Origin of the sequence: Embleya sp. NPDC005971 (assembly GCF_040629175.1) — a bacterium.
Classification (GTDB): domain Bacteria; phylum Actinomycetota; class Actinomycetes; order Streptomycetales; family Streptomycetaceae; genus Embleya.
In genome coordinates this window covers 1-17,023 of the sequence record NZ_JBEXUX010000051.1, presented here as the reverse complement: position 1 = coordinate 17,023, position 17,023 = coordinate 1, and the positions used below count along the sequence as shown (strand labels likewise).

Below are 17,023 nucleotides of genomic sequence, written 5' to 3'. Positions count from 1 at the left end.
GACTACCTCTTCCTACGGGCCCGCCGACGGCCTACAGGACCAGCAGGGGACGCGCACGGACAGCGCCGCTCAGGTGGGCCAGACCGCCCCGGCCAACCAGGCCGGGCAAGACGGGCTCGATGGTCCGGACGCGCACGAGTACGCCTACGACATGTACTACTACGACGACGAGTTGCGCTACGCCGAGGAACTGCGTGGCGGACCGTTCGACCCCGACGCGGACTACGAACCGGATCCGGAGTACGCCGCGACCCTCGCCCCCGACGCCGCCACGCAGCGGCGCGAGCGGGTCGGCCCGACCGGCCGCGCCCTGCCGTACTTCCCGATTCCGGCGCCGGTGAGCGAGCACGGCCCGGCGAAGATCATCGCGATGTGCAACCAGAAGGGCGGCGTCGGCAAGACCACGTCGACCATCAACCTGGGTGCCGCGCTGGCCGAATACGGTCGACGAGTGCTGCTCGTGGACTTCGACCCCCAGGGCGCCCTGTCGGTGGGCCTGGGCGTCAACCCGATGGAGCTCGAACTCACGGTCTACAACCTGCTGATGGAGAGTCATCTCAGCGCGGACGACGTCCTGCTGAAGACGATCATCCCCGGCATGGACCTGTTGCCCAGCAACATCGACTTGTCGGCCGCCGAGGTGCAACTGGTCACCGAGGTGGCCCGCGAGACCACACTCTCGCGCGCGATCCGGCCGCTGGTCAACGACTACGACTACATCATCATCGACTGCCAGCCTTCGCTCGGTCTGCTCACGGTCAACGCGCTCACCGCGGCGAACAGCGTCATCGTGCCGCTGGAGTGCGAGTTCTTCGCACTGCGCGGCGTCGCGCTGCTGACCGAGACGATCGAGAAGGTGCACGAGCGGCTCAACCCCGACCTCGTGCTCGACGGCATTCTGGCGACGATGTACGACGTGCGCACCGTGCACGGCCGGGAGGTCCTGGCCCGCGTCACCGAGGCGTTCGGCGACCAGGTCTTCCACACCGTGATCGGACGCACCGTCAGGTTCCCCGAGACCACGGTCGCGGGCGAACCGATCACCACCTACGCCTCCAACTCGGTGGGCGCAGCCGCCTATCGCCAACTGGCCAGGGAGGTGCTCGCCCGGTGTCGCGCCGAGTGAGTCTCCCGGGTGCCGACGAACTGTTCCGGACCACCGGTGGCGCCATGCTGCGGCAACAGCAGCAGAACGCCGGCGGGGATTCGGGGGAGTCGCGCGGCACCGTGCCCGCACAGGTCCCGCCGGTCGGAGCAGGTTCCGACAGCACCGAGCGACACGAGTCGTCCGGCGCGGACGGTGGCCCCGGAGAGGCCGAACAGCACGCCGTACAACCGCATCCCGTGCCCGGTCGCCGGGAAGCACCCACGCCCTCGGGCGCGTCCTCGATGTCCGCCGCCGCCGCGGGAGTCGATCCCAACGCGCGCCCGGCGCACCGACGGACACGTGCGCAGCGCCGCCCGAGCGGACGCGAGCGACACGACGAGAAGATCACGGTCTACGTGTCGGCCGAGGAACTGATGGACCTCGAACACGCACGCCTCAGCCTGCGCGGCGACTACGGCCTGGCCGTGGACCGCGGTCGGATAGTGCGTGAGGCGGTCGCGGTGGTCCTGGCCGACCTGGAGGCGCGCGGCGAGGCGAGCATTCTCGTCCGTCGTCTGCGTGGCTCTTAAGCGACATTCGAGCGAACCCCGCTTCGCGAAGTCTCGACGGACCCGCCGGTCCCCCGAGTGGCCCAATTCGGACCACCGCCCGGCGGGTCCGTGCCGTTTCCCGCAGTCGCGGCCCGCACCATTGAGCGCACCATGTCCAACGACAACCGTCCCGACCCCACCCGACGCACCCTCGGGCGCGGCCCGGGTCGGCCCGCCGCACCCCGGGAGCCGGCCGCGGCGGCCGGGCGGACGGGATCGGAATCCGCGCCGCGGCCCGTCCCGGCGACACTCCCCGTCCCCGCTCCCGCCGCTCCCGCGCCCGATCCTGGGCCCCCGGCGGACGACGGCACCGGTTTCCGGGTCAGCCTGGCCAACTTCGAGGGCCCGTTCGATCTGCTCCTCGGCTTGATCGCGAAGCACAAGCTGGATGTCACCGAGGTCGCGCTGTCCCGGGTCACCGACGAGTTCATCGCCCACATCCGGGCCCAGGGCCCGGACTGGGACCTGGGCCAGGCCACCGAGTTCCTGCTGATCGCGGCGACCCTGCTCGACCTGAAGGCGGCCCGGCTGCTCCCGGCCGCCGAGGTCGAGGACGAGGAGGACCTGGCCCTGCTGGAGGCCCGGGACCTCCTGTTCGCGCGGCTGCTCCAGTACCGGGCGTACAAGCAGATCGCGGGCATTCTGGAGGATCGCTGGGCGGAGGAGTCCCGCCGCTATCCGCGTGAGGTCTCGCTGGAGCCGCGCTATCGGGGCCTGCTGCCCGAGGTGGTGATCACCACGTCGCTGGACAGGTTCGCCAGGCTGGCGGCGAAGGCGATGACCCCCAAGGCGCCGCGGATCGTGTCGATCGAACACATCCATGTGCAGCGGGTGAGCGTGCGGGAGCAGGCGGCGATAGTGGTCGAACGGCTGCGGCGCACCGGCAGCGCGACGTTCGCCGAGTTGGCCCGGGACGCACCGGACACGCTGCACGTGATCGCCCGATTCCTGGTGCTGCTCGAACTCTTTCGCGAGTTGGCGGTGGGGTTCGACCAGGCCGAGGCGTTGGGTGAGCTGACCGTGCGCTGGACGGCCGGCTCGGACGGGGAGTCGATGGTGGGCCGGGAGTTCGCCGAGTTCGACGAGTTCGACACGGTGGTGCGCGAGGGCGAGGAGGACGCGTGAGCGACGACGAGGGCTTTTGGATCGAGCCGGACGACGAGACGGCCGGGCCGGAGGCCGCCGTGCCCGCTCCCAGGGCCGCTCGGGTCCGGACCCCGCCGCCCACCCTGCCGGTGTCCAACGGTCCGCTCCCGGCGGCTCTGGAGGCCATCCTGATGGTGGTTCAGGAGCCGGTCTCCGAACACCTGCTCGCCGAGGTGCTCGATCGCCCGCTCGCCGAGGTGCTGGCCACGCTGCGCACCCTGGCGCTGGAGTACACCGCCCAGGGCCGCGGCTTCGACCTGCGCGAGGTGGCCGGCGGCTGGCGGTTCTACAGCCGCCCCGAGCACGCCGCCGCCGTCGAACGCTTCGTCCTGGACGGCCGGCAGTCCAGGCTGACCCAGGCCGCCCTGGAGACGCTCGCCGTGGTGGCCTATCGCCAGCCGGTCAGCCGCGGCCGGATCTCCTCGGTGCGCGGGGTCAACTGCGACGGGGTGATGCGCACGCTGCTGGCGCGCGGCCTGGTGGAGGAATACGGCGTCGAGTACGAGACCCAGGCCACGCTGTACCGCACCACGGAGTTCTTCCTGGAGCGGATGGGCCTGCGTTCGCTCGACGAGTTGCCGGAATTGGCCCCTTTCCTGCCCGAGATCGAGGCGCTGGAGGCGGAGGGCGAAGGGCCCCCGGACGGCTTCGCGACCCGCGCGGCGTCCCCGCTTGCGCGGAGCGGGGATACTGGGAGGGATACCGGGGCGGTGCACGCCGACCTCGACGACGGCGAGACGACTACGGAAGTTTGATGGCACCCACCAACAGGCAAGGCTCCGGCGGCAACGACCGAGGCAACGAACGCTCGGTGAACAAGCGCGGGGGCACCGGGCGCGGCAGCAACACTCCGCAGCCCCGCCGGGTCGCCGACGACAATCGTCGAGGCGGCGCGGGTGGGCAGCCGAAGTCGGGCGCGGCGGGTGGCAAGGACCGCCGCCCGTCGGCGAGCACCGGTCGCCCGGACCGTCGTCCCACCACGATGCGCTCCACCGAGCGCAACGAGCGCGAGCAGCAGGAGGGCGTCCGCCTGCAGAAGGTGATGGCGGACGCGGGCATCGGCAGCCGCCGGCACTGCGAGAACCTGATCGAGGCCGGCCGGGTCCAGGTCAACGACGAGCGGGTCACCGAGCAGGGCAAGCGGGTCGACCCGGACACGGTGGAGATCAAGGTCGACGGGATGCGCATCCCGACCCGCCCGGCGGAGACCTACATCGCGTTCAACAAGCCGACCGGCGTGGTGTCCACCATGTTCGACCCGGACGGCCGGTTCACCATCGCGGACTACATCACCGAGTTCGAGCAGCGCCTGTTCCACGTCGGCCGGCTGGACACCGAGACCGAGGGCCTGATCCTGCTCACCAACCACGGTGAGCTGTCCAACCGACTGACCCACCCCCGGTACGAGGTGCGCAAGACCTACCTCGCCTCGATCCAGGGCCCGATCCCGCGCGACCTGGGCAAGAAGCTCAAGGCCGGGGTCGAGTTGGAGGACGGCGTCGCCCGCGCGGACAGCTTCCGGATCGTGGACAGCGTCGGGCACAACTACCTCGTCGAGGTGGTGCTGCACGAGGGTCGCAAGCACATCGTCCGGCGCATGCTGGCCGAGCTGGGCTTCCCGGTCGAGCGGCTGGTGCGCACCCAGTTCGGTCCGATCCAACTCGGCGACCAGAAGCCGGGCCGCACCCGCCGGTTGTCCAACGAGGAGATCGGCCTGCTGTTTCGCCAGGTCGACCTGTAGGACCCTTCGCAGGTTTCGTCGCGTTTCGGCGCGGGCATCCAACTGCCTTGACGGCCGCAGTAGTTCCACTTCCGGGTGGAACCGCTGCGGCCGTTGTTCGTATCTGGCCGATTCGGTTCCGCCGGCCTGCCCGATGGTGCATCGTGGAAGCCCGCACGGGGGTGCCCGGGTATTGGCCGAATAACGGTTCGGAACCGAGCGTGTGCCAGTGATCGCGATCGGTGCCCGCAACCCCCCATGTGCTGCTAGAACGTTGCCGAATACCCGAGGTGTGCCTCGCGCACGCGGGGCCGACAGCAGGGGGGACGCCACTTTGGTGCTGCCTGTCCGCCGGGGAGCGCCACGGCCGGCGCCCTCCACACGGCGTCCACGGCGGTTGGCCACCGCAGTTCTGTTCGGCGCGCTCGTGGTGGCGCTGACACCCGGCGCGGCCCGGGCGGCGGACCCCGCGGTGGGCGATCCGAGCCTGAAGGTCGAGCCGATCTCGTACGCGGTCCTGGTCGACGAGTCCGGCAGTCTCAAGGGCCCCGACCTGGACCGGGAGAAGGACGCCGCGACGCTCGCCGCGATCGGCGAACTCTCACCCGACTCGCGAGTGGGCGTGATCGGCTTCGGCAGCGGCGCCGGCGCGAACCCGCCGGTGGACGTGGTCTGCGCACTGACCGTGGTGTCCGACCCGGCGGCGGCCAAGTGTGCCGAGAAGCTCCACGCGCGCACCGACCAGGAGGGCAACAACACCGACATCCCGGCCGCACTGCGCCAGGGCGTGAACATGCTGGCCGGGGCACCCGCAGGGCAGGCCAAGGTGCTGTTCGTGCTGACCGACGGCGCGATGTCGGTCGGGCCCGGCGAAGGCTACGGCAACGACCCCGCCCGGATCCCGGGCGAGTTGGACAAGGGCCTGACCGCCGCGCTGGCCCAGGCGAAGGCGGCCGGCGTACAGATCTGGCCACTGGGCTTCGGCAGCGGGATCGACGCCGCGCAACTGGCTCGGATGGCGGCCGGCGGCGCGCCGTCGACGTGCTCGGAGCGGCCCGGGGACAAGCCCGCGGCGATCACGGTCAAGGATTCCGGCGAGGTCGTGCAGACCCTGCAGAAGGCGTTCGCGACCGCGCGCTGCGCCGGGGTCACCCAGACCGACTCGACCGAGGTGAACGGCGAGGCCGACCTGAACGTGACGATCCCGGCGATCGCCACCGACGTGGTCATCCAGGTGCAGAAGGCCGCCGGCGAGATCGAGACCACGTTCTTCGATCCGGACGGCAAGCAGGCCGACAACGCGCCCGGCACCGAGCGGCGCGGGCAGGGCTCGCGCACCGAGACGTTGCGGATCACCGATCCCGTCGCGGGCAAGTGGCGGATCCACCTCAAGGCCCGCCCCGGGGTCTTTGGGCCGGTCAGCGCGGCGGCGCTGTGGCAGGGCGTGGTCAAGTCCTACGTCCAGCTCAACCCGCCGCAGCCCAGCGCCGACGAGTCGGTCAAGTTCAGCGTCTTCCTCCAGACCCGGGAGAAGAACCTGACCGATCCGGCCGCGCTCAAGGGCGTCACCGTGTCCGGCCACGTCGAGGGACCCGGACTCAAGGCGGACATCCCGCTTCGCCCCGGCGACAAGGGCGAGTTCTTCAGCGACTACCGGATCCCGGGCGGCATCACCGGCCCGGTCAGCTTCACCGGCACCATCACCGCGCCGGGCGTGGCCGGCACCCGGGAGGTCAAGACGGTCACCCTCGGCGGGGGACCGGCCACGGTCTCGGCCGAGATCAAGTGGGGCGACAACACGATCGAACCCGGCGGCAGCGTGGCCGGCACCGTCTCCTGGAAGGTCAACGACAACAAGCCGCACAACCTGCGGGTGATCGCCGACTTCCCGGCCGACACCGGGCTGCGGATCACCGGGGCCGAGCAGAAGGTGACCACCGGCGCCGACAACTTCGGCTTCGAACTCGCCTTCGGCAAGAACATCGCCAAGGGCGACCACACCGGCCGGGTCCGGGTGCTGGACACCACCGACGGCGACCGGGTGCTCTTCGAGACCACCCGCACCATCACCGTCGAACCGCCGCCGGGCTTTTGGGACGAGTACCTGTGGCTGGTGATCGGGGGCGTCGTGCTGCTCGCACTGCTGCTCGCGTTGTTCGGCTTCCTCGCCAAGCGGCGCGGGCGGGCACGTCGGATCGGACCGATCGCGCTGCGGCTGTACCGCGACGGGCAGCCGATCGGCGTGGAGACCCGGCCGCTGAACGAGCGGGCCGAGGCGATGTGGTTCCGGCTGGACACCACCGGCTTCCCGCCGCAGTTGATTCCGCTGTACATGCACGAACCCGGAACCGCGTGGATCGTGCGGCGAACCGCGGCGACCGGCACTCTGGACGTGGAGACTCCGCTCGGCGCACACCTGCACCTGGAAGCGGGCCGGCCCACCGAGGTCGAGCCCGGGCTCGCGCTCGGCTTCACCGACGATCGGGTCCAGCACGGGCCGCCCGCCGACGCGAGTCCCGGTTCGGGTGATCCCTACGGCTCGTACGGCGCGGCCCCGACCGGGTCGCCGCGACCGTACGGCGAGAACGCCTACGGATCCGATCGGCCGTACAACCCGTACGGCCCGTACGGCACGGGACCCGCCGCGGATCCCGCGCCCGGTGCGGGCCCCGACGACACCACGTTCGGCTACGGACCCCCGCGCTGAGCGCGAACCGGGGTCCCCGGCACCTGAACTCGCACGTCACGCACTTTTCGAGGAGGGCCCGTGGCAGCGCAAGGCCGCAGGGGCATGTCCATCCACCAGTCCATGCTGTTCGTGGGTCTGGGCGGTACCGGATGTCTGATCGGAGCCGAACTCGAACGCCGGCTGCGTGAGGAGCTGTGCGGTGCCGACGGCACCGGCCTGATGCAGCGGCTCGGTGGCCAACTGGCCCCGTACCAACTGCCCAACTGCATCCAGTTCGTCTACGCCGACCTCAACGAGAACGAGTTGCAGCGCCAGCGACTGCGCGCCGCGCCGCCCGCGCACCGGGCCGCCGCGGACCGCAACGCGCACCTGACCACCCAGCTCGTGCCGCCGCTGAACACCTATCCGGAGGTGGCCCGTTCGCTGCGGATCAACGCGGCGGAGGAGACCATCCCGTGGTTGCCCGCCCGCGAGGGCGAGCCGCGGGTGACGCCGCTGCGGCGCGGCGCGGGGCAGTTGCCCACCGTCGGCCGCGCGGCCCTGTTCGAGACCTTCCGGCACGGACTCGCGCCCGCGATGGACCCGTTGCGTCGTGCGGTCGGCCTGATCAGCAACGGCAACGACCACCTGATGGCGCTCAGCGGCAGCCAGAACAACCGCAACACGTGCGACGTCTTCGTCGCGTTCTCGGTCGCCGGCGGCACCGGTTGCGGGATCTTCTACGACTACCTGCACCTGATCGGCGAGGCGTTCTCGCAGGGCTACGACGGGATCAAGATCTATCCGCTGGTGCTGATGCCGTCCGCGTTCGACGACGAACGCGGCGGCGGGCGACCCGCGGTGCTCAACGCCGGACGGGCGCTGCTCGACCTGTTCCAACTGGTCGACGACCAGAACGGGCAGTACGCGCAGGAGGAACTCGACACCGGGCTCGGCGCGCCGGCGGGCAACCTGGCGGTGCGCTACCCCGGGCTGGAGTCCACCCGGCTCAAGGCGGGCACCGTCCAGACCGGCTTCCTGTTCAGTCGCACCAGCGGGATCGAGCGCGAGGACCTGCACCGCTCGGTGGTGTCCCTGGTGATGTCGCTGATCGGCACCGGACTCAACCCGGGCGGACCCGAGTTGGAAAACGCGGTCATCCAGGGCGACCTGTACCAGTCGTTCGCGGACAGCTTCATCAACGAGGGGGTCCGCCGCGAGATCCCGGCGCCCAGCGGGATCGGCGCCTGTGGGGTGTCCACCAGCCTGGTCGCCTCGATGGCCGTACCGGTGGACGAACTCGCCGACATCGTCGCGGGGCGACTGCTCGCCCAGGCCGTGCGCGACCTGACCTCGGACGTGCGGGTGTCGGCCGAGGCCAACCTGGAGCAGATCAAGTCCTTCATGTCGGTGTCCGGCCTGGGCGAACTGTGGTTGTGCGCACCGCCGCACGTCGCCGACCCGGCGCCGGCCAAGGGCGCCGCGGGCATCATGCAGGCGCTCAACGCGCGGACCCGGGCGATGGAGCAGGCCCTGCGTCAGCAGGAGGCCCAACTGCGCTCGCACACCGCACAGTTGGCCGAGGACTTCAACCACGCCCGCGGGATTCGGCAACTGCTCGCCGACGGCGACCTGTTCCGGGCCCGCCGGGTGCTCTTCGGCGATCGACGGTTGTACAGCGACTCGGATCGGCCCGGGGCGGCCGGACTGCTCGCGCACTGCAGCACCGAACCGACCCCGCCCCCCGGCATCACCGTGAACGCGCCGCACATACCGGCGATCAAGGACCGCGCGGGCGGCGTGGTCAAGGCCAAGTGGGGCGACCCCGAGGTGCAGCGCGCACTGGGTGCGCAGCAGCAGTGGTTCGAGTGGCGCTCGCGGCGCAACTGGCATGCCCAGTGGGGCGGTCAGGCCGAGGTGTGGGACCGCAAGATGATCTACCTGCGGCAGGTGGTGGACGGCCTGGGACAGGCGTTCAACGACCACCGCGACCAGGAGGAGGCGAACTTCGGCCGGGCCACCCGCGAGCTGTACCGGCAGCGCTCGGGGGTCTCCTACCTGCTGCCGCCGCAGGGCAACCTGGAGTCGTTCTACCGCCAGGTGTTGCGCCGCTTCGTGGACCGCGAGCGGCTGCCCGAGACGGCCGGCGCCGCGCAGATCGTCGGCAAGCTGCTCGGCGCGGGCATCTGGCAGCGCGCCTACGAACTGGGCGAGGAGCGCGAGGGCGGCCAGCTCGCCGTCACCTACGTGCGCGACCAGATCAAGCAACTGGTCAAGACCCTGTTCGTGCAGGCCGGCGAGCTCAACGCGCAGCCGCTGTTGCCGCCGGTGCGCGACCTGCTCACCCGGGCGGCCACCCGGCGCGGCGCCGCAGTGGGCGAGGAGGACCTCGAACAGTTCGTGCAAAAGCTCGCGGGCATGTTGCCCAACGGCTTCTCGCCCGAGGGCAGCGGCGAACTCAAGGTGCTGATCGCCCACCCGGGCACCTCGCACGACATGGAGGTGCGGCAGTACCTGGAACGCATGCTGAACATCCCCAACGAGCCGTCCCGCAAGATCGAGTTCCGCGCGGTCGAGCAGGAGTCGATCGTGGTGGTGCTCTTCCGCAGCGCGATGAGCCTGACCGAGGTGCCCGAGGTGCGCCAGGTGCTCGCCCAGTGGTCGCGCTCGCTGGACCGGCAGGATCCGGTCGACTTCCTCAAGTGGCGTCAGCGGCTGGGCTTCACCTACGACTGGCTGGCCACGACCGAGGGGCACCGGGCGTACATCCTGCACCGGTTGTTGTGCGCGATGTGGAACGGGCAGGTCGAGGTCGCGCGCGGGGACCGGTCCTCGCCCGAGGTGATCGACATCCGGCTGCCGCACGGGCCGACCGTGATGAAGCTGCCGCTGCGCCCGTTCGACCGGGCCTCCTCGTGGGGCAGCCTGCTGCGTGCCTACGAGGAGTGGACGCTGACCGACGACGCCTCGGTGCGCCGGGAGTTCGCCAAGCAACTGATGCTCACCTATCCCGAGGGCCTGGGCTCGCGGGTGAGTGAACCCGCGCCGCTGTACCGGCACTTCGTGCACGAGGTCGCACCGCGACAGATCAAGGTGCTCAAGGAGCTGCGCGATCGGCTGCCGGAGCGCAGTCGGGGCTGGGCGGAGGAGCTGCTGCGGTTGTGGGAGGTCACCCTGCCCGCCGCGCTCGACCTGTCCTTCCCGCACCAGAGCAGCACCCGGGACTCGCTGCGCGAGCTGGAGTACGACGACCCGGCGGCGGGCGTCGGCGACGGGTTCGGCGGGCGCGGCGACGGGTCCGATCGGCGGGACCGGGACCGGGACGAGCGCGGCACCGGCCGGGAGCGGCGGTCGGCCGAGCGGGTGCGCGACGAGCGCGACGATCGGGACGAGTGGACCGGGCGACGGGACCCGCGGCCGGTTCGCGACGATCGCGATGATCGGGACGACCCGGGCGGTCCGCGCGAATGGCGGGATCGACCGCCGCGTGACCCGCAGGAGTGGCGCGAGGCGCGCGACCCGCGCGAGTTGCCCGAGACCGGCGACGTGCGCCGGCCGAACCTGGACAAGCCCGGGCAGCGCGACCGCGACCGGGACGAGCGGGACGGCCCGGATCGGTCGGACCGCCCGGATCGGCCGCCGGCCGCCGAGCGGAGGTCCCGGCGGGAGCCGTACGACCCCTACGACCCGTACGACCCGGGGGAGTCGCGCGAGACCCGGGGGCCGCTGGACGCGCGGGGCGCGGGCGATCCGCACGATCCCTACCGGGCCCGGGACGCCCGCGGCCCGTTCGACCCGCGCGAGCGGGCCGGGCGCGAGGACCGCGACCCCGAGGACCGCACGGTGCGGCTGGACGGCCTGGACCGCACGCGGCCGCTGCCGGACGAGCACGACGAGCGCGAACTGCCCGGGGGTGGCTGGTGACCCACTCCGTCGACGCGGGCGCACCACACCCGTTGGTGGTCGTGGTCGACCTGCGCACCGAGTACGAAGCGGTGATGGCGGCCCGGCGGTTCGCCGACGTCCAGACCGCGTACGCGCGTACCCGGGTGCCCGCCGGCACCCTGAACGTGGCCGCCGACCGGGTGCTCGTGCTCGACTCCGTGGACGAACTGGTCGCCCACCGGCGGGCCTACGAACGCATCTTCGGCAGCGACTACATCCGGGTCGTGTGCGTCGCGGTGGGCTCGCCCGTGGACGGCTCGATCGTGCTGCGCCGCCCGGGCCAACTCGTGGGCACCGACGCGGCCACGTTGTGGGTCGGCGACGTCCGGGGCACCGATTGGGCCCCGGGCCGGGCGCCCGGGACCACGCTGCGCCCGGACGACGCGGACGCGCTCGCGCCGCTGGTGGACGTGCTCACCGAGCCCGAGGTGTTCGATCAGGTGCTCGCCGGGGTGACCGAGATGCCCCGCTCGATCGCGGCGCCGGGACTGAACGCGTTCGTGCACCGGATCCGCGACGACGCGGTACAGCGGGCTCGGATCCGCGCGACACAGCGGCTGGTCGGCACCGAGGGCGGGGTGGACGAGCCCTGGCCCGAGCCGCTCGCGGCCCTCGCCGACAACCAGGGCGCCGGGCTCGCCGCGGCCGGCGGCGGCATCCGCGAATGTGTGCGCGCCGACAGCCCGCTCGGCGCCCGGTGGGCGCACGCCGACCAGGGTTTCGGGCACGCGCAGCGGCGCCTGGCCGCGCTGGCCGGACCGCTCGCGCTGTACGGCACGGCCGGTCGCGACGGGCGCTCGATCCACGACGGGGTCGTCGAGTCCGCGACCGCGCTGGGCGAATATCGGGACCTGGTCCGGCAGACCGTGGGCCGGGGCGCGGCCGGCTTCGACGCGGACGGACGAGCCTGGCTGGACCAGGTCGGCGTGCTGCTCCCCGAGCCCGCCGGGCTGAGCGTGACCTCGGTGGCCGGCGCGCTGCGCGAGCGCACCGCCGCCGCCTTCGACCGACCCGAGGGGCTGCGCGGACTGGCCGAGCGGCTGCGCGAGTTGGCCGACCGGATCAGCCCCGGCGCGGGTGCCTCCCGAGCCTTCGAGGTGGACCGGATCTGCTCGGACGCCTTCCTCGCGCACTACACCCGCCCGCCCGCCTTCCCGCTCGGCTCGGCCCACGTCGGGGTCGCCGGCGGGCTGCTGGTCGGTGCGTTCCTGACCGCGCTGTGGCCCGCCTTCGCGGTGGTCGGCGCCGCGCTCGCGGTGCTGCTCGTGGTGTTCGGGTCGACGCTGATCGCGCTGCGCCGCCCCGACCGGCCGGGCCACGCCATGCTGCCCGCCGAGGCGTTGGCGATGATCGTGCCGGCCGGCCTGATCGCGCTGGTCGGCGCGGTCGGCGGGGTGCTCGCCGGGCGTGCCTGGGAGCCGCCGACCGGCGTCGGTCCGCTCGCCCTCGTGCTCGGCCTCGCCGTGCTCGTGGTGCTGCCCGGTCTGGACTGGACCCAGCGGGTGCGGCGCTGGGAGCGGATGTTGGCGCTCGGCGCGGCCGGCGGGGCGCTGCACGCACTGCACGCGCTGCTGGTGCGCACGATGTGGAACGACTGGGCGCTGGCGGGTCCGCGCCGCGAGGCGGTGGACCGGGCGATCGTGCTGGCCGCGCTGCTGGAGGAGAGCGCCAAGGTGCTCGCCGAGGACGCGACCGCGGTCGAGCGGCAACTCGGCACCGAGGCGGCCGGTCCCGAACCGACCACGACCGGGTACGGCATCGGCGGCCCGCCGACCCCCGGTCGCCCCGCGCCGCCCTCGACGCCGCCGCCGAGCGCGGGCCCGAGTCTGTACGACGTCGTGCTCGGCGACCTGGTGGACGGGCTGCACGCGGCGTTCGAACCGATGTGGGCGCTGCTCGAAGGGGACCCGGCGGAGGCGTCCCGGCAGGGCACGGAGGCCGAACTGCGGCGCGTGTTGCGCTCGTACGCCGACCACTTGGCGCACCACGGGATCCAGGCCGCGCCGCCGTTCGCGCGCCGTACCCAGGACCGCCCGCACGTCGCGAACGCGGCCGGCGGCGACGCGGACCGGATCGCCGGGCTGCTCGCCCAGCCTGCGGACCGGTCCATGCTGCAACTGTGCGCCACCGACCAGTTGATGCTGCTCGACCACGTCCCCACGCACATTCGCAGTGTGCGCTTCGCGCCGCGCGGGGTCCGGCCGGCCGTTCGCGAGGCCCTGCGTGAGCGCGGCGACGGCCAACTCGTGGACCACGAGCTGGTGTGGACCGGCGGTGGTCGGATGGCCGGCGTGTTGCGCCTGCTGCCGCTGCTGCCGGGTTCGGTGGACGACGCGCGGATGTGGGAGGAGAGCGTCGACGGCGGGCCGAGCGGCGGCCCGGACCACGCGGGCGGATCGAGTGCCCGGCGCGACGACGGATGGGCCTCGTGAGCCCGGCCGCCGGGCGGCCGGGCGAGGCCGGGGAGGAAAAGCTCGGCTACACCGACCCCGAGGGCCGGTCGGTGGAACGCCGCGTCGAGTTCGGCCCGGACCACCCGCCCGTGCCCGGCCGACTCTTCCGCGTCCGCGACGTGCGGGACCTGGAGGACGGCAGCACGTTCGTGCAAAAGCGCCTCGGTGCGCTGGACGCACGTCGCCGGGCCGGTGCCGAGGCCGGCCTGGAGACCGAGATCCGGGTGCTGCTGCGGCTCGCGCGCACCTTCGGGCCGCACGATCACCCGCGTGAACTGGCCCGCATCGCCGGGCACGACTTCGACGGCGTCGAGCCGTTCCTGCTGCTGGAGTCGGTGCCCTGCCCGCCCGCCGAGGACGTGGTGGGCAAGCTGCTGACCGAGGAACAGGACGCCTTCCGACGGGCGCTCTTTCGCACCGTCCGGCACCTGGAGACGGCCGGCGTCGTACACGGCGACCTGACCCCCACCAGCGTGCGCTGGCAACGCGAGCAGCGCCGGTTGTACGTCGCCGACTTCGACCACGCCGCACTCGCGGGCGAGCCGCGCAGCAGCCTGGGCACCGCACTGTGGGCCGCGCCGGGCCCACTGCGCGGCCCCGGCCCGGCCGACCCGCGCGACGATCTGTGGTCGGCCGCCCAGGTCGCCTATCACGTCACCATCGGCCGCCCGGTCCGACAGGGCATGGTCCCGGCCGGGGTGGAGAGCCAGGGTCTGCTGTACGACCTGTTCCAGGGCGTGTTCGAGGTGGACCCGCAGCGCCGGCCGGGCGCGGCGGAACTGCTGCGTCGGCTCGCCGAACCGGACCCGTACGTACAGGGCCACGCCCAGTACGACCCGCTCGCCGAGGGGCGCCGCGGCTACGAGGCGGCCCTGCAGCGCAAACGCCGAAGGATGCCGGTCCAGGGCCAACCGCCGCCGTCGGGCACCGGCCCCGAGACCCCGCCGACCGTCCACCTCCCGCCACCGGGCGGCATCCCGCCGAAACCGGCGAATCCACCGGTGCCCGAGCCGAGGCCGGGCCGGTTCCGGCTCTTCGGAAAGAACCAACCGAGTTGAACGCGACGGCAGGTGAGGTCGGCTGATGTTGCATCAGATCGTGTACCGCTGGGACCCCGACGGGCTGGTCGGGCGGCGCGGCATCGTCCCGGTGGCCACCTCCCTGGGCCGCGACGAGCTCTTCGGCTGGCACAGCCGCACCCGGCTGGCCGAAGCGGTCACGATGGACTACGGCGACCCGGCCTGCCCGGCCTCCAGCGTGTGTCTGCTCGACACCCCGCTGGGCGTGGCGCTGGTGCGCCGCGCGTTCACCGCCGACGCGCGCCGGCAACGCCTGAACAACTCCGCGCACGTCCTGGTCGGTCCCCGGGACAGCATCGCGCCGTTCGACGCCATCGCGTGGGGCTCGCTGGACGCGTCGGCGCCGGGCGCGCTCGATCCCGACCGGGTCCCGGCCGGCTACGGCCTCCGGCCGCTCGCCGACGAGCGGCTGGCCGAGGCGTTCGAACTCGCCGCCGGCGGTCTGCACGAGCGGGCCCGCCGGCTCGGCGACCCGCTGGAGGTGTTCACCGCCGCGGTGCTGCGCCGCCCCCGGGCCCGGGTGGCCCTGTTGCCGGCCTCCGCCGAGGACGGCACGGCGCTGCTGTGGGGCCTGCAACACCTGCTCACCGCGCTGCTGCCGGGGCCGTGGACGTTCTCCACCTTCGAGATCGACGACACCGCCCCCGATCCCAAGGGCGCGCCCCGATTCGTCACCCTGCCCCGGACGCCCGCCGCCGGGCCCGGAACCCGGGTCCGGGTCGACCTGACCGGACGCGACGAGCCGTTCGACACGCATCGCGAACTCGCCCGGCGGATGGTGAAGCACTACGTGGGCGAGGGGTGGGCGGGTTTCCATCGGTTGCTCAACACCCCCACCGAGGTGCACACGCTGCCCGAGGCGAACCGGGTGGCGGAGATCCGCAGCCGGCTGGACGCGCTCGGCGTCCGCCAGGAGACCCGGACCAGGCGCGCGACGACCGGAGTTCGGGCGGAGCCGCCGGAGGCGGGCACTCGGGAGATGCCCCGGGTGCCACCCCGGACGGCGCCCGCCGCCGCCCCACCGGCCGCCGCCGCGGCGACCGGCCCCATCGACCCGAATCGACCCGAGGTGCGCTGCCCCTATTGCCTGGACCTGATCCGGTGGAACGAGAACGACCTCTACGAACGCGACGACCGGCTGCGCTACGAACGGGTGGACCTGAGCACCGTCACCGACCCGGTCAAGCGCTACGACCGGATGCGCGCGACCTTCATGCGCTGTCCCAACCCCGCCGGAGACGAGGACCGCGAGCACTACCTGCCGACCAACTACCTGATCCACGAACCACCGTTGGTGATCGGACTGATCGGTGACGGTCTGTCCGGCAAGACGCACCTGCTCGCCGCGATGATCGCCGAGATCGACGCGGGCGGACTGCGCCCGTACGGCGTGACGCATCTGCCGGTGGATCCCGAGCAGCACCTGGACTACCTGCGCAATCGGGTCGACCCGCTCCGGCGCGGGACGATGCTCGCGACCACGGTCAACCACCAGGGCAACCTGGTGGAGTTCGCCGACGCGCTGCTGTTGCGCACGGCGGGCCGGACCCGGCCGATCGCCTTCTTCGACGTCAGTGGCGAGGACCTGGCCAGGGGCGGCCGGGAGATGCAGTTTCTGGCCGCCGCCGACGCGTTCGTCTTCGTGGTGGACCCCGTGGTCGCGGTCGACCTGCCCGAGCTGCGCCGGCTGACCGGCGACGGCGAGGACCCGTTCGGTGCCTACCGGGGCGACCGGACCTTCGCCGCGGTGATGGACCGGCTGCCGAGGGAGGCCGAGCTGCTCGCCCAGCCGGTCGCGGTCGCGGTGACCAAGTCCGACCTGATCCGGTTCGAGCCGCCGGTGGACGCCTGGCTGGGCTCGCACCCGCCCAGGCCCGGCCGGGTGGACCCGGCCAGGATGGACGCCGAGAGCCGCGACGTGTACTCGTTCCTCTACGCCCACGACGCGGTCGCCTGGCTCAGTCCGTTCGAGGAATTCCGGCGCTGCACGATGCATTTCGTGTCCGCCACCGGGGCGCGCGACCGGGACGGCCGCTTCCCCGGCGGCATTCGGCCGCGTCGTGTTCTCGAACCCGTCGTGTCGATCCTGGCGATGTGCGACATGCTCGACCAGGCCGGGGTCGAACGCGTGGGGGTGTGAGATGGCGTCGGGGACCGGAGCGGACGAGCGCGATCCGCTCGATCAGGTCGTGTATCGGTGGAGCTATGGGGACCTGTTCGGCCGTCAGGGCATGGGTCCGGTCGCCGGCTCGCCGGATCCCCGGGAGCTTCGGGAGTGGGACCGGGGACTGAACAGCCATGTCTCGATGGACCG

Annotated in this window: 10 protein-coding genes; all 10 read left to right on the top strand. The window is 72.5% G+C overall.

The window, feature by feature from the left end; translation table 11 throughout:
- Nucleotides 1-151 precede the first annotated feature (151 nt).
- The 10 genes from ABZ374_RS34180 (at nucleotide 152) to ABZ374_RS34135 (ending at nucleotide 16,849) form a co-directional block, all read left to right on the top strand.
- A complete protein-coding gene (locus ABZ374_RS34180; protein ID WP_020555592.1) occupies nucleotides 152-1,126 on the top strand; it encodes an AAA family ATPase in 975 nt (324 codons plus the stop codon).
- Nucleotides 1,111-1,677, top strand: a complete 567-nt coding sequence (locus tag ABZ374_RS34175) for a hypothetical protein (protein ID WP_360318699.1) — start codon at nucleotides 1,111-1,113, stop codon at nucleotides 1,675-1,677. The genes ABZ374_RS34180 and ABZ374_RS34175 overlap by 16 nt, the downstream gene beginning before the upstream one ends.
- Nucleotides 1,678-1,809: 132 nt before the next feature.
- Nucleotides 1,810-2,823, top strand: a complete 1,014-nt coding sequence (locus ABZ374_RS34170) for a segregation/condensation protein A (protein WP_360318696.1) — start codon at nucleotides 1,810-1,812, stop codon at nucleotides 2,821-2,823.
- Between the two features lie 104 nt (nucleotides 2,824-2,927).
- Nucleotides 2,928-3,599 (top strand): SMC-Scp complex subunit ScpB, encoded by a 672-nt coding sequence (gene scpB, locus ABZ374_RS34165; RefSeq protein WP_360318813.1) that lies wholly within the window; start codon nucleotides 2,928-2,930, stop codon nucleotides 3,597-3,599.
- Complete coding sequence (locus ABZ374_RS34160) at nucleotides 3,599-4,585, top strand: pseudouridine synthase (RefSeq protein ID WP_360318693.1); 987 nt, start codon at nucleotides 3,599-3,601, stop codon at nucleotides 4,583-4,585. Before scpB ends, ABZ374_RS34160 begins: the two co-directional genes overlap by 1 nt.
- Before the next feature lie 376 nt (nucleotides 4,586-4,961).
- Entirely contained in the window at nucleotides 4,962-7,271 is a 2,310-nt protein-coding gene (locus ABZ374_RS34155; protein ID WP_360318691.1) for a vWA domain-containing protein, read from the top strand.
- A gap of 60 nt (nucleotides 7,272-7,331) precedes the next feature.
- Nucleotides 7,332-11,156: a tubulin-like doman-containing protein gene (locus ABZ374_RS34150; RefSeq protein ID WP_360318689.1), complete on the top strand. Its 3,825-nt coding sequence runs from the start codon at nucleotides 7,332-7,334 to the stop codon at nucleotides 11,154-11,156.
- Entirely contained in the window at nucleotides 11,153-13,609 is a 2,457-nt protein-coding gene (locus ABZ374_RS34145) for a hypothetical protein (protein WP_360318687.1), read from the top strand. The genes ABZ374_RS34150 and ABZ374_RS34145 overlap by 4 nt, the downstream gene beginning before the upstream one ends.
- A complete protein-coding gene (locus tag ABZ374_RS34140) occupies nucleotides 13,606-14,688 on the top strand; it encodes a hypothetical protein (RefSeq protein WP_360318685.1) in 1,083 nt (360 codons plus the stop codon). Before ABZ374_RS34145 ends, ABZ374_RS34140 begins: the two co-directional genes overlap by 4 nt.
- A 25-nt stretch (nucleotides 14,689-14,713) precedes the next feature.
- Nucleotides 14,714-16,849, top strand: coding sequence for a hypothetical protein (locus ABZ374_RS34135; protein ID WP_360318683.1), 2,136 nt, complete (start codon nucleotides 14,714-14,716; stop codon nucleotides 16,847-16,849).
- Nucleotides 16,850-17,023: the final 174 nt, after the last annotated feature.